This window comes from Qaidamihabitans albus (assembly GCF_016464705.1).
Taxonomy (GTDB): Bacteria; Actinomycetota; Actinomycetes; order Mycobacteriales; family Pseudonocardiaceae; genus Qaidamihabitans; species Qaidamihabitans albus.
On sequence record NZ_JAEHOB010000011.1, the window covers coordinates 126,419 to 138,983 of the forward strand.

Genomic DNA, 12,565 nt, shown 5'->3' on the forward strand with positions numbered 1-12,565 from the left:
TACTCGGCATGGCTGACGAGACAAGCGAAAGCGGCGGGCAAGCCGAACCGGCCCAGCACGCGGCGCTGACCTACACGTCGTACCTCGCGCTGGACGAGGTGCTCGGCGCGCAGCGGCCGCGCTCCGACGAACACGACGAGATGCTGTTCATCGTGATCCACCAGGTGTACGAGCTGTGGTTCAAGCAGCTGCTGCACGAGCTGGGCTACCTCCAGCGGCGGCTGGAGGACGGCGACACCCCGCACGCGGTGCGGACGCTGCGCCGGATTCTCACCGTGCTCAAGGTCGTGGTCGCCCAGATCGACGTGCTGGAGACCATGACGCCGAGCCAGTTCACCAGCTTCCGGACCCGCCTCGACGCGGCGAGCGGGTTCCAGTCGGGCCAGTTCCGCGAGCTGGAGGCGGTGCTCGGCAGGCGGGACCACCGGGTGGTCGAACACTATCCGGAGGGCAGCGCCGCTCGCGAGCGCATCTTCGAGGCCATGTCCCGCCCTTCGCTGTTCGACTCGTTCCTGGCCTACCTCCGCGGGCAGGGCTACGACGTGCCCGCCGACCGCGACGTGCGAGAGCCCGTGGTCGCCTCGCCCGCCGTGCAGCGGGAACTGCTGCGGGTCTACCGGGACGACGCGGGCCCGGCCCTGGTGTGCGAGCACCTGGTGGACCTCGATGAGGGCGTGCAGGAATGGCGCTACCGGCACGTGAAGATGGTCGAGCGCACGATCGGCGACAAGTCGGGTACGGGCGGCTCCTCCGGCGCGGCATACCTGCGCACGACCCTGTCGCCACCCGTGTTCCCGGATCTGTGGGCCGTCCGGAGCGAGCTGTGAACGAGCTGGCGCGGCACTACTCCCGGTTCCGCGTCGCCGAGCGCCTGCTGCTGACCGGGCACTCGCACCAGGCCTGGCCGGACGTCGCGCGGGAGGGGTTGCTGGAGGCCTTCGACGACGCCGCCCGCGATGTGGACACCAAGTGGGAAGCTGCCTTCGCCAAGGCCGACGAGGTGCGAGCAGGCTTCCGGACCTTCCTCGGGGAGCCGGGCGCGGTGCTCGCGCTCGGGGCGAGCACGCACGACCTGCTGCTCCGGTTCCTCTCCGCGCTGGACCTGCGGGCCCGGCCACGCCTGGTGACCACGGACGGGGAGTTCCACACCGTGCGCCGTCAGCTCGCCCGGCTCGGCGAGGAGGGCATCGAGATCGTCCGGGTGCGTGCGGAGCCGGTGGACACGCTGGCCGAGCGGCTCGCCGCCGTGCTCGACGAGCGCACCGCGGCAGTGCTCGTCTCGAAGGTGCTGTTCGGGACGGCGCGCATCGTGCCCGGTCTCGGCGAGCTGGCCCTGGCCTGCGCGCGAGGTTCCGTCGAGCTCGTCGTGGACGCCTACCACGCGCTCGGCGTGCTGCCGATGTCCGTGCCGGACGAGGGGCTGAGGGATGCGTGGGTACTCGGTGGCGGCTACAAGTACCTGCAGCTGGGAGAGGGCAACTGCGTGCTGCGCCTGCCCGAGCACGCGCAGCGGCTCCGCCCGGTCGTCACCGGCTGGTTCGCCGAGTTCGGCGTGCTCGCCGACGAGCCCGGCCCGGCCGGGGTCGGCTACCCGGCCGGCGCGGACCGCTTCGCCGGCGCGACCTACGACCCGGTGAGCCATTATCGCGCCGCGCGGGTGTTCGGGTTCCTCGCCGAGCAGGGCCTCACGCCGCGGCGGTTGCGTGAGATCTCGCTCCGGCAGAACGAACGGCTCGCCCGGCGGTTCGACGAGCTGGACCTGCCCGCCTCGGTGGCCACGCGGGACCGCGAAACCCCGCGCGAGGGCTTCGCCGGGTTCCTTTCCCTGCGCTGCGGCGACGCCACCGGGCTCAGCCGGGCACTGGCCGAACGCGGCGTGTACACCGACAGCCGTGGCGAGCACCTGCGATTCGGTCCGGCGCCCTACCTCTCCGACGCGCAGCTCGACGACGCCATGGCCGCGCTGGGCGAGGCGGCCTCGTTCACCCGCTGATGCGGTCCAGCAGCGGCAGCAGCGCCGCCGGGTCCTCGACGTGCGCGTTGTGCCCGAGCCCCGGCAGCTCGACGTGGTCGGCACGCAGGTCCCACAGGTGGGCGGCCGGGCACATCGGGTCGTGTTCACCGGCGGCGAGCACCGGGTCCGCCCTGCACGCGGCGAGCAGTCCGGGCATGTTCGGGGCGCCGACGCCGAACGCTCCCTGGTCGACCGTCAGCCGCCAGCCGTCCTCGTCCCCGCCGATCCTGCGTACCCCGGCCGCCACGGCAGGCGAGTCCGCGGGCAGCAGCCCGGTGAGCCCGGCGCCACGCAGCCACCGCCTCGCCGCCTCGTCTCTCGTGCCGAACACGCGGCCCGGCCGGGTGGCCACCTGGGCGGCCTTGTCGAGCTCCTCCTGAGTCCAGCGGACCTTGATGCCCAGCCCGCACACGGCGTCGACACGTACGCCGAACCATCCGGACGCCAGCGCCAGCGCGAGCACCCCGCCCAGCGAGTGCCCGAGCGCGATCACCCGCCGCTCCGGCGGAAGGTCCTCGGCGAGCGCGGCGGCCATCGCGCCGAAGGAGTACCGCCGCAGCGGTTCGGCGTTGCCGTGTCCCGGCAGGTCGGGCGCGAGCCAGTCGCCCGGCCAGTGTCCGGGCAGCCGCTCCGTCAGCCCGCGCCACACCTCGCGGTTCGCGCCGAGCCCGTGCAGGAGCAGCAACAGCGGAGGTTGCGCGTCGGTCACAAGAGGATCCTGCCATCCGATAGTCCGTGGCGTTCAGCGTCCACGGGGCATAGTTTCTCCGGTAGCGGTGATCAGCTGGGAACGACCTCCCGGCCGGCGCCGCACCGACCGAACGGCACCACCGGCCGCGACCACAAGCCGCGAGCCGGCGCTGACAAGGGAGTCACCACCGTGACCGAAGGTGTATTCGGCCGCGAGAGCGGCCATGAACAGGTTGTCTTCTGCCAGGACGCCCACACCGGGCTGCAGGCGATCATCGCGGTGTACTCGACCGCGCTCGGGCCCGCCCTCGGCGGCACCCGCTTCCATCCGTACAGCTCGGAGAGCGACGCGCTCGAGGACGTGCTGGCCCTGTCCAAGGGAATGGCCTACAAGAACGCGCTCGCCGGCCTCGACCTCGGTGGGGGCAAGGCCGTGATCATCGGCGACCCCGCGACCGTCAAGTCCGAGGCACTGCTGCGCGCCTACGGTCGCTTCGTGCAGTCGCTCGGCGGCCGCTACATCACCGCCTGCGACGTGGGCACCTACGTACCCGACATGGACGTGATCGCCAAGGAGACCCGGTTCGTCACCGGGCGTTCCCGCGACTGTGGCGGCGCGGGCGACTCGTCCGTGCTCACCGCCTACGGCGTGTACCAGGGCATGCGGGCCTCCGCCGAGCACGTGTGGGGCACGCCGGAGCTGCGGGGCAGGCGAGTGGGTGTCTCCGGCGTCGGCAAGGTCGGCCACATCCTCACCGGGCACCTCGTCGAGGCCGGCGCGGAAGTCGTGATCGCCGACGTCGCCGAGGCGGCGATCGACCGTGCTGTCACGGCCTACCCCGGAGTCGAGGTCGTCGCCGACAACGCCGCCCTCATCCGCGGTGACCTCGATGTCTACGCGCCGTGCGCACTGGGCGGCGCGCTGGACGACGACACCGTCGACGTGCTGCGTGCCAAGGTCGTCTGCGGCGCCGCGAACAACCAGCTCGCGCATCCCGGGGTCGAGAAGCTGCTCGACGAGCGCGGCATCCTGTTCGCGCCCGACTACCTGGTCAACTCCGGTGGGGTGGTGCAGGTCAGCGACGAATTGCACGGCTTCGACTTCGACCGCGCCCGGCGCAAGGTCACCTCGTTGTACGACACGGCGAGGTCGGTGTTCAGGCTCGCCGCGGACGAGGGCGTGCCGCCGGTGACCGCCGCCGACCGGCTCGCGGAGCGGCGCATGGCCGAGCTGCCGAGGCTGCGCTCGATCCACAGTTCGATACTCACGTGACGATCGCGCCGGGTGCGCGACCGCGCACCCGGCGGGTCATCACGAACCACGCGACAGGCCCGCGAGTTGTTGACACCTTCTTTGCTCACAGCTAGTTTCCCGGCCTATACGGACGGAGACGATCATGCTGGAGAAGCTGCAACGCGCCCTCGGGCTCAACACCAACCCGGTGATCTTCTTCGTCTCCGCGGCGCTGGTGTTCCTCTTCGTCGCCGTGTCGGTGCTTTTCACCGACAGCGTCGACCAGGTGTTCGGCGCGGCGTCGGAAGCCGTGAAGTCGAACCTCGGCTGGTTCTACATCTTCGGCGTCACCTCGTTCCTCGTGTTCCTGCTCTGGATCGCGATGAGCCGGTTCGGCCATGTCCGGCTCGGTGGCAAGGACGCCAGGCCCGAGTACAACAACATCACGTGGTTCGGCATGTTGTTCGCGGCCGGCATCGGCACGATCCTGATGTTCTGGGGTGTCGCCGAGCCCATCAACCACTTCGCGAACCCTCCGCTCAGCGGCGTCGACACACAGGTCGGTGAGCTCGCCGAGTCCGCGGGCAGCGCCGAGCAGTTCGCCGACGCGATCCGCTCGATGCCCGTCCCGGCGGGCAACGCGGTCCCGCTCAGCGAGGAAGCGGCCAACGAGGCCATCGGGTTCACCCTCTACCACTTCGGCTTCCACACGTGGGCGATCTTCACCCTGCCGGCGCTGGCGTTCGCCTACTTCGCCTACCGCCGGGGGCTGCCGTTCCGGGTCAGCTCGATCTTCCACCCGATCCTCGGTGACCGGATCAACGGGCCGATCGGCAAGACCATCGACATCGCGGCCGTGATCGGCACCCTGTTCGGTGTCGCGGTGTCCATCGGGCTCGGCACCCTGCAGATCAACAGCGGCCTCAACGGGCTGTTCGGCATCGAGGTCGGCAAGAGCACGCAGATCGCCATCATCGCGGTGGTCACCGCCATCGCGACGGTGTCCGTCGTCCTCGGGCTGGACAAGGGCATCAAGTGGCTGTCCAACATCAACATCGGGCTGGCGGTGGGTCTGCTGCTCTTCATCCTGCTCGCGGGTTCCACGGTGTTCCTGCTGCGCGGGATCATCGAGAGCGCCGGCAACTACCTCAGCTCGCTGTTGCCGCTGTCGTTCTGGAACGACACGCTGCCCGCCGACGGCTGGGGCTGGCAGGGGAACTGGACGGTCTTCTACTGGGCGTGGACCATCACCTGGGCGCCGTTCGTCGGCATCTTCGTGGCCCGCATCTCCAAGGGCCGCTCGATCAGGGAGTTCGTGCTGGGAGTCCTCGGCGCGCCGGTCGCCTTCTCGGTGGTGTGGTTCAGCGTCTTCGGCCTCTCCGCGATCAACATCGAATGGGACAAGCCCGGCTCCCTGATCGGCCCGGTCGTGCAGGAGGGCGACACGGCGGGCGCGCTGTTCTCGTTCCTGGAGAACTTCCCGGCCACCGAGTTCGTCATGGCGATCTCGGTACTGATCGTGGTCATCTTCTTCACCACGTCGTCGGACTCGGCCTCGCTCGTGGTGGACATGCTGACGTCGGGGAACACGCTGAACCCGCCGACCCGGCAGCGCGTGTTCTGGGCGATTCTGGAGGGCGTGGTGGCCGCGACCCTGATCGCGGCCACCGGCCAGGAGGCGTTGCAGGCACTGGAAGAGGTCATCATAGTGCTCGGGCTGCCGTTCTTCTTCATCGCCTTCGTGACGATGTACTGCCTGGTCAAGGCGCTCAAGCAGGATGTGTCCGAGGAGGAGCTGCTGCCGCGGCGAGCCCGCAAGGTGCTGGAGGAGGAGCGACAGCGGACCCCGACGCCGGACTGACCGCGGCAGCGTGCCGCGCGCTCAGCCGCTCTTGCGGCGGAAGTTCCGCTTCTGCGCGGCGGGCCCGTGTGCCTGGGTGACCTTGGAACCGAGGTCCTCGTGCGCGGCACCGGCCTTGGCCTTCGCCTGCTTGCGCTCCAGGGCCTCCCGGAACCTGCGCTTCACGTCGTCTTCCGGCGTGCTCGGTGCGTTGCCGCCCTCGGGTTCCGCCGGTGCCTGATCTGTCATGCGAACCTCCGAGGTCACGGTGAGTGTCCGCACCAGCTTGTCAGGAGCGGCGGCCTGCGGCCACCCGATTACGACCCCGCGAGTCCCGCGTCCAGACCCGCGAGTTGCGCGCTCAGACCCGCGAGTTGCGCGTTCGGGCTCGCACCGGCGGGCCACGGACACCAGCGGGCCTGGCCGCGGCACCGGCAACGCAGCACTCGCGGGCACCGGTGCAGCACTCGCGGGCTAGGGCGGGAGACTCGCGGGCTAGTCGTCGCCGCGGCAGACCACCTTGTCCTGCGGGTTGTACCGGACCGTCTGCGGCTCCCGGCGCACCACCTGACCGCTGGAGACGTCCCGCAGCACACGGGTGTCGGTGATCGTGAAACCCGGGGCGCCGCTGCTCGGGTGGCAGTCCTCCGCCGTGCTGCGCTTCGTCTCCGGGGGCACGAAGTTCGTGCGCTCACCGCTGATCGACTCGACCTCGTAACGCTTGGTGCCCCAGAGCCGCACCGTGATGTCGGACGGCGTCCAGATCGTCTGGATCGCCACGCCCGTCTCCGAGTCGTTGGTGAACTTCAGGTCGATGACGCTGCTTCCGTCCGGGTTCTGGAACACCGTCGCCTCGCGGCCGGCGGGGTAGCGGCTGATGTAGTAGCTGTGCTCCTGGTGACCTGCGTCCTTCATCCCGGCGAAGTACGCGGCGTTGTAGAGCGTGGTCGCGAACTGCGAGATGCCGCCGCCGACCGCCTTGCCCGGCGCGCCGTCCTCGATGATGCCGGCGGGGATGTAGCCCTGTGCTGTACCACGCGGCCCGGTGTGACCGTTCAGGCTGAACGTCTCGCCCGGCTTGACGATAGCGCCGTCGACCTCCTCGGCGACCTGACGGATGTTCACGCCGGAGTCGGAGGCGAAGCCGCCCGTGGTGAACTCGCCGATCACTTCCTTGATCCCGAGCTGGTTGGCGTCTTCGGTCGTGATGTCGGCCGGCTTCTTCTCGTACTCGGCGGTCAGCTCCCTGCCTTCGGGCCGCTTGAGGACGCTGAGCAGCGGTTTGAGGGTCTTGTCCCACTTGATGACGTTGCCCTCTTCGGACGGGATGACAGTGGGTTGCCCACCCTCGAACACGACCTCGGCGTCCTTGCCCTCCTGCTCGGTGGAGGCGAGCTCCGGGCCGACGCCCTCGACGATCTTCGCCTGGTCGATCTTCGGCTTGAGCGAGCCGTTCTCGGCCTCGAACGACAGCCCTGCGGCGATCTCCTCGGGTTCGAGCGTGCCGTCCTTGCCCTCGCCGTGCACGATCACCGGACCGGAGACCGCGGGTTCCGCGATGTCCTTGAGGGCCGCCTGCACCGCCTCGGCGGTGACCTTGACCGGAGTCTCGTCCACGGGAAGCCTGACCCGGTCGCCCGACGCCCAGCGCGCGACGATCGCCGCCTTCGCGGACTCCGTGTCCAGCTTCTGCCCCTCCTCGGGCTCCACCGGGACGGGAGTGGCGCCCTCGAACTTCACGTCGCCCTCGACCGGGTCCTGGTCGACCGTGTTCCGCAGTTCGGCGACCGCGTTGTCGAGCTGGTTCGGCTCGGCCTCGGTGACGACCCCCACCTCGCGCGTGGTGAAGAAGGACGAGATACGGGTGAACGGGTTGAGCGGCTGGTCGCCCGCCTGCTCCAGCGTCTCGGACCAGTTCAGGCTGAGCCCGGCCGCCTTCGGGTCGAACTCGTTCTCGACGTCGCCCGCGACGTAGCGCACCGGCTGCGTCAGCCGCGGTTCGATCTGCTCGCGCAGGCGGTCCTCGGCCTTCGCCTCGCTCATGCCGCCGACCTCGACACCGGCGACCGTGACGCCGCGGGGCACGTTGCCCTGTGTCACGAGCAGGTCGATGCCGTAGGCGAGCGCCAGCACGCCGAACACGGCGGCCGCGACGAGCCCCGGCCTGCGCAGGCGGCGCCGCCAGGACGGCGGCTCCCCGCCGCGCGCGGGCCCCGCGGCGGTCGCCGGAATGTGCTGTGTGGTGTCCTCACCGACCCTGCCGAAATGCTGGGTCGTCTGGGTGGCGTAGTCGTCGGTGGCGAAGTTCTGGGTGGCCTCACCGGCGTTGTGTGAATGCCCCTGTTGCGCATGGACCTGGCCGGGACGTGCCGGAACGGCCGGCAGCACGTCCGTCTGCTCACTGTGCGACTCGGGCCACTCGTGTTCCTGTGGCAACGTAACCCTCCACGTCCGACGGCTCTGGAGCCAGGACTCCCAGGTCAAGATACGTGGCCTCGGCGGCACCTCTCGCAGCCGCCCCACCGTTGCGCCGCGCGCCCGTATTCGCGCAGGTCACGGCACACCGAGCGGTGTCGACCTGCCGTTCTCGTGCCCGCGGTGCACCGCTCGGCCGAAGATACCGATTCGATCTCGAACAGGCGGGTATCCGCTACGGCAGCCGAGGCGAGAGGAAGTGGAGCACGAAATGCGGATCACCGCGGACGACGTGCGGGCTCTGCTGGAGTCCGAGGTGCCCGAAGCGACACTGGTCGTGCACGAGGGCCAGGTACTGCTGCTCGGCCCGGACGAACTGCGGTCCGAGCGATACGCTGGGGCGCTGATGGTCGTCTCCCGCGCCGACCTGCGCAGGCAGATCGGCGACCGGCGGCTGGAGGACCGCGACCTCCAGGAGCTGGCGGCCGGGCTGGAGGCGGCCGTGACCAACCTCGGAGGCTGAGGGGGCCCGGACGTGCGCCTGCTGATCGTCGCGGACACCCACGTGCCGAAGCGGGCGAGGGCGTTGCCCGCGCAGGTGTGGCGGGAGGTCGCGGAGGCCGACGTCGTGGTCCACGCGGGCGACTGGGTCGACGTCGCGGTGCTCGACGAGCTGGCGGCGGCCTCGCGCCGGCTGATCGGCGTGTACGGCAACAACGACGGACCGGAGCTGCGCGCCCGCCTGCCGGAGGTGGCGCGGGCGGAGCTGGACGGGCTGCGCCTGGCCGTCGTGCACGAGACCGGCCCGGCCAAGGGGCGGGAGCAACGCTGCGCGCGGGACTTCCCGGACACCGACGTGCTCGTTTTCGGGCACAGCCACATCCCGTGGGACAGCGTCACCGCGACCGGGCTGCGGCTGCTCAACCCGGGTTCGCCCACCGATCGGCGGCGGCAGCCGGAGCACACCTACCTGACCGCGGCGGTGACGGACGGCGAGCTCGGTGACGTGCGGCTGCACGCGCTGCGGAGGGAGTGACCGGGCATGGACGCGGCACGGGTTCTGCGGCAGATCGCGCTGCAGCTGGAGCGGGTCGGCGAGCCGGGTTACCGGGTGCAGGCCTTCCGCCGGGCGGCCGCCGCCGTTGACGCGCTGGCGCCCGGCGAGCTGGCCGAGCGGGCGCGTGCCGGCACCCTCACCACCCTCAGCGGTGTCGGCAAGACCACCGCCGCGATCATCGCCGACGTGGTGGCCGGCCGTGAGCCGGAGTACCTCACCAGGCTCGCCGGCCGGCCGGGACAGGAGCTGCCGGACGGTGGCCCGCTCCGCGCCGCGCTGCGCGGTGACTGTCACACCCATTCGGACTGGTCGGACGGTGCCAGCCCGATCGAGGAGATGGCCGAGGCCGCGATCGCGCTCGGCCACGAGTGGATCGTCCTCACCGACCACTCGCCACGGCTGACGGTGGCCAACGGGCTCAGCGCCGAGCGCCTGCGCCGCCAGCTCGACGTGGTCGGCAGGCTCAACGCCGAGCTGAAGCCGTTCCGGGTGCTCACGGGCATCGAGGTCGACATCCTCGCCGACGGCGGGCTCGACCAGGATCCGGACCTGCTGGCGGAGCTGGATCTCGTGGTGGCCAGCGTGCACTCGAAGCTGCGCATGCCCGCCGCGGAGATGACCAGGCGCATGCTGGCGGCGGTCGCGAACCCCCGGGTGAACGTGCTCGGCCACTGCACGGGGCGGCTCGTCAAGGGCAGGGGCAGGCCGGAGTCGGAGTTCGATGCAGGCGCCGTGTTCGCCGCCTGCCGGGAGCACGACGTCGCCGTGGAGATCAACTCCCGGCCGGAGCGGCTCGACCCGCCACGGCGGCTGCTGCGCCAGGCACGCGAGGCCGGCTGCCGGTTCGCCATCGACAGCGACGCGCACACCCCCGGCCAGCTCGGCTGGCAGCCCTACGGCTGCGTGCGCGCCACCGAATGCGGGGTGGAGAGCACGGATGTGCTCAACACGATGACGGCCGACGAGCTGGTGGCGTGGGCGCGGGACTGAGCCGCTTCTCGAACCAGTGGTCGGCGTACTTTCCGTCGTTGTAGGCGGGGATCTCCCGGTAGCCGAGCCTGGCGTACAGGGTGCGGGCCTCGACGAGATCCCGGCGCGTGTCGAGCCGGACGAACCGCGCGCCCAGTTCGCGGGCCGCCTCCTCCACCGCGCGGACGAGCCGTTCGCCGAGGCCGAGGCCGCGGGCTTCCCGGTCGACGTACAGGCGGGTCAGCTCGGCGGTCTCCGGCCGGAGCAGCCGCAGGCCGGCGCAGCCGACGGTCTCGCCGTCCCGCCGGGCGAGAAGCAGCAGCCCGGACGGCGGCCGCAGGTCGTCGCTGGGCTCGTCCGCGATCGCCGCGTCGACCTCCTGCTCGGTCGCCTGCCGGCCGTGGTAACGGCCCACGATCTCGGTGAAGTAGCGGCGGAGAGCGGTCACCGCGTCGGCGGCGTGTGGCCGCACGGGTTCGATGGTCAGGTCCACGGTCAGATCCTGCCGGGGCCGTCCACCGGTTGCTCCCGCGGTGGCACCGCGCCGGCAAGCAGGCGGATCACTCCGGAGAGGGCCTGCACCGGGACCGCCGGGTCGATCGCGCGCCGGACGCCGAGGCCGATCCCCAGGCTGAGCAGCACGGTCGCGCAGTCGTCCACCGACAGCGGCAGCGTGATCCGGAACGCCTCCGCCTGGGCGGCGAGGGTTCCGGCGATGCCCTCGCGGACCGCCTCGTCACGCACGGCGAGCTCATGCCGGACATGCGGATCGTGCCGCGCGTTGGTGGCGAACTCGATCTCCAGGGCGGTCCACGCCTCGTCGCCGATGTTGTGCTCGGCCCCCTCTGGAACGCCGCCAGCATGTCGTCGAAGGTGCTCGCTCCGGCCAGCGTCTCGGCCATCAGCGCGGTCTGCTCCTCGTGGATGGCGTCGAGTACCGCGAGGCACAGCTCGTCCTTGCCGCGGAAGTTCGAGTACACCGCGCCCTTGGAGCAGCCCGCCGCCTCGGCGACCTTCTCGAGCGACGTGGCCGAGTGGCCCTCGCGCAGGAACACCTCCTTCGCGGTGCCGACGAGCTGCTCCCGCGTACGTGCCTGGCTTCCCGCGTGGCTGGGTCGGGCCATGCGTCAAGCCTGTTCGTGGACAGGACAGGTACGCGCGTACTAGAAATGAGGGGTGCCGCACTCGCCGTCCCTCGCCCACGGTCGGCGGGTGTCCCCGCTGCGTGACCGGCACTTCCGGCTCATGCTCGTGGCGTCGCTGGCAGCGTTCTTCGGCTACGCGCTGCTGCTGCCTGTCGTCCCGCTGTGGGCGGTCCGCCAGGGCGCGGGCCCGTTCGCCGCCGGTTCCGCGACCGGCGTCTTCATGGCCAGCACCGTGCTCGCCCAGTTCGCCGTCCCCGCCTTCGTGCGCAGGTTCGGCTACCGGGCCGGCCTGCTGTGGGGCGCGCTGCTGCTCGGCGTGCCCGCGCCGCTGCTCATCGTGGCGACGGGTGCGCCCGCCATCCTGGGCGTGTCCTTCGTGCGCGGCCTCGGCTTCGGCCTGCTCACCGTGTGCGGCAGTGCGCTGATCGCGGAGCTGCTGCCCACCGGCTCGCTGGCGCGCGGTGCGGGCCTCTACGGTCTCGCCGTCGGCCTGCCGCAACTGCTCGGCCTGCCCGCGGGCACGTCGATCGCGGAGCACTGGGGATTCGCGCCGGTGTTCCTGCTCGCCACCGCGCTCCCGGTCGTGGCGCTGCTGCCGATCCTGCTGCTGCCCAAGGTCGTCCCGCGGCACCACTCGGGCCGCCGCCCTGGGCTGCGGCCCCTCGTGACCGCCACCTGGCGGCCGTGGCTGGCGATGCTCGCGGTCTCCACCGGTTTCGGCGCGCTGGCGACCTTCCTGCCGATCGCACTGGACAGTCCGGCCGTGGCGGCCGTCGCGCTGTTCGTCGTGCCGGGCACCGCCATGCTCGCCCGCTGGGCCGCGGGCCAGCTCGGCGACCGGATGGCGGAGCCCGGCCGGATGCTGGCGGGCGCGCTCGCGCTCGCCGGTCTCGGGTTGCTCGCGCTGGCGGGGCTCACGGCACACGCGGTGCCCGCCGTGATCGCCGTCGCCCTGTTCGGCATCGGTTTCGGCGTCGTGCAGAACGACGCGCTCGTTGCGATGTTCGCCCGCTCGCCCGCGGGGCAGGCGAGCGTGGTGTGGAACGTCGCCTTCGACGCCGGCCAGGGGCTCGGCGCGGTCGCGGTGGGCGCCATCGTGTCGGGGACGAGCTTCCCGGTCGCCTTCGCCCTGCTCGCGGCCTCGGCGTTCGTGCTGCTGCCCGTCGCGTGGCGGGCCGGTCGTAGCGGTTAACCTTGGGGA

The 12,565-nt window shown here is 71.3% G+C and carries 13 protein-coding genes and 1 pseudogene; 8 read left to right on the forward strand and 6 right to left on the reverse strand.

What is annotated here, in order from left to right:
• Positions 1 to 8 precede the first annotated feature (8 nt).
• Positions 9 to 827 carry a tryptophan 2,3-dioxygenase gene (locus JAP66_RS21090; RefSeq protein WP_199433535.1) on the forward strand — a complete coding sequence of 273 codons (819 nt, stop codon included), beginning with the start codon at positions 9 to 11 and terminating at the stop codon, positions 825 to 827.
• On the forward strand, positions 824 to 1,993 hold the full coding sequence (locus JAP66_RS21095; RefSeq protein ID WP_199433536.1) for a kynureninase: 1,170 nt from the start codon (positions 824 to 826) through the stop codon (positions 1,991 to 1,993). The genes JAP66_RS21090 and JAP66_RS21095 overlap by 4 nt, the downstream gene beginning before the upstream one ends.
• Here the strand turns inward: JAP66_RS21095 and JAP66_RS21100 are convergent.
• The gene (locus tag JAP66_RS21100; protein WP_199433537.1) at positions 1,983 to 2,723 is read right to left on the reverse strand and encodes an alpha/beta fold hydrolase; all 741 of its coding nucleotides are present in this window, start codon (positions 2,721 to 2,723) and stop codon (positions 1,983 to 1,985) included. The genes JAP66_RS21095 and JAP66_RS21100 overlap by 11 nt on opposite strands.
• A gap of 171 nt (positions 2,724 to 2,894) precedes the next feature.
• Here JAP66_RS21100 and JAP66_RS21105 point away from each other — a divergent pair, with 171 nt between their 5' ends.
• Positions 2,895 to 3,977 (forward strand): Glu/Leu/Phe/Val family dehydrogenase, encoded by a 1,083-nt coding sequence (locus tag JAP66_RS21105; protein WP_199433538.1) that lies wholly within the window; start codon positions 2,895 to 2,897, stop codon positions 3,975 to 3,977.
• Positions 3,978 to 4,101: 124 nt separating this feature from the next.
• Positions 4,102 to 5,799, forward strand: a complete 1,698-nt coding sequence (locus tag JAP66_RS21110) for a BCCT family transporter (protein ID WP_199433539.1) — start codon at positions 4,102 to 4,104, stop codon at positions 5,797 to 5,799.
• A gap of 21 nt (positions 5,800 to 5,820) precedes the next feature.
• Here the strand turns inward: JAP66_RS21110 and JAP66_RS21115 are convergent, their stop codons facing one another.
• Both JAP66_RS21115 and JAP66_RS21120 read right to left on the reverse strand, forming a co-directional pair.
• Entirely contained in the window at positions 5,821 to 6,027 is a 207-nt protein-coding gene (locus JAP66_RS21115; protein ID WP_199433540.1) for a DUF5302 domain-containing protein, read from the reverse strand.
• Positions 6,028 to 6,273: 246 nt separating this feature from the next.
• Positions 6,274 to 8,214 (reverse strand): VanW family protein, encoded by a 1,941-nt coding sequence (locus tag JAP66_RS21120; RefSeq protein ID WP_199433541.1) that lies wholly within the window; start codon positions 8,212 to 8,214, stop codon positions 6,274 to 6,276.
• Positions 8,215 to 8,464: 250 nt separating this feature from the next.
• Here JAP66_RS21120 and JAP66_RS21125 point away from each other — a divergent pair, with 250 nt between their 5' ends.
• Genes JAP66_RS21125 through JAP66_RS21135 form a run of 3 tightly spaced genes read left to right on the forward strand, consistent with a single transcriptional unit; the run spans position 8,465 to position 10,240 of the window.
• The gene (locus tag JAP66_RS21125) at positions 8,465 to 8,716 is read left to right on the forward strand and encodes a hypothetical protein (RefSeq protein ID WP_199433542.1); all 252 of its coding nucleotides are present in this window, start codon (positions 8,465 to 8,467) and stop codon (positions 8,714 to 8,716) included.
• 12 nt (positions 8,717 to 8,728) lie between these two features.
• Entirely contained in the window at positions 8,729 to 9,229 is a 501-nt protein-coding gene (locus JAP66_RS21130) for a metallophosphoesterase family protein (RefSeq protein WP_199433543.1), read from the forward strand.
• Positions 9,230 to 9,235: 6 nt separating this feature from the next.
• The gene (locus JAP66_RS21135) at positions 9,236 to 10,240 is read left to right on the forward strand and encodes a PHP domain-containing protein (protein WP_199433544.1); all 1,005 of its coding nucleotides are present in this window, start codon (positions 9,236 to 9,238) and stop codon (positions 10,238 to 10,240) included.
• Here JAP66_RS21135 and JAP66_RS21140 read toward each other — a convergent pair.
• The 3 genes and pseudogenes from JAP66_RS21140 to JAP66_RS32980 all read right to left on the reverse strand — a co-directional run.
• Positions 10,194 to 10,712 carry a GNAT family N-acetyltransferase gene (locus JAP66_RS21140; RefSeq protein WP_307849655.1) on the reverse strand — a complete coding sequence of 173 codons (519 nt, stop codon included), beginning with the start codon at positions 10,710 to 10,712 and terminating at the stop codon, positions 10,194 to 10,196. The genes JAP66_RS21135 and JAP66_RS21140 overlap by 47 nt on opposite strands.
• 2 nt (positions 10,713 to 10,714) lie before the next feature.
• Positions 10,715 to 10,963, reverse strand: a complete 249-nt coding sequence (locus tag JAP66_RS32975) for a hypothetical protein (protein ID WP_307849663.1) — start codon at positions 10,961 to 10,963, stop codon at positions 10,715 to 10,717.
• Positions 10,964 to 11,214: 251 nt separating this feature from the next.
• Positions 11,215 to 11,343 (reverse strand): annotated as a pseudogene (locus JAP66_RS32980) (TetR/AcrR family transcriptional regulator); the annotation flags it as partial.
• A 121-nt stretch (positions 11,344 to 11,464) separates the two neighbouring features.
• Between JAP66_RS32980 and JAP66_RS21150 the strand changes: the two are divergent.
• On the forward strand, positions 11,465 to 12,556 hold the full coding sequence (locus JAP66_RS21150; RefSeq protein ID WP_199433625.1) for an MFS transporter: 1,092 nt from the start codon (positions 11,465 to 11,467) through the stop codon (positions 12,554 to 12,556).
• Positions 12,557 to 12,565: the final 9 nt, after the last annotated feature.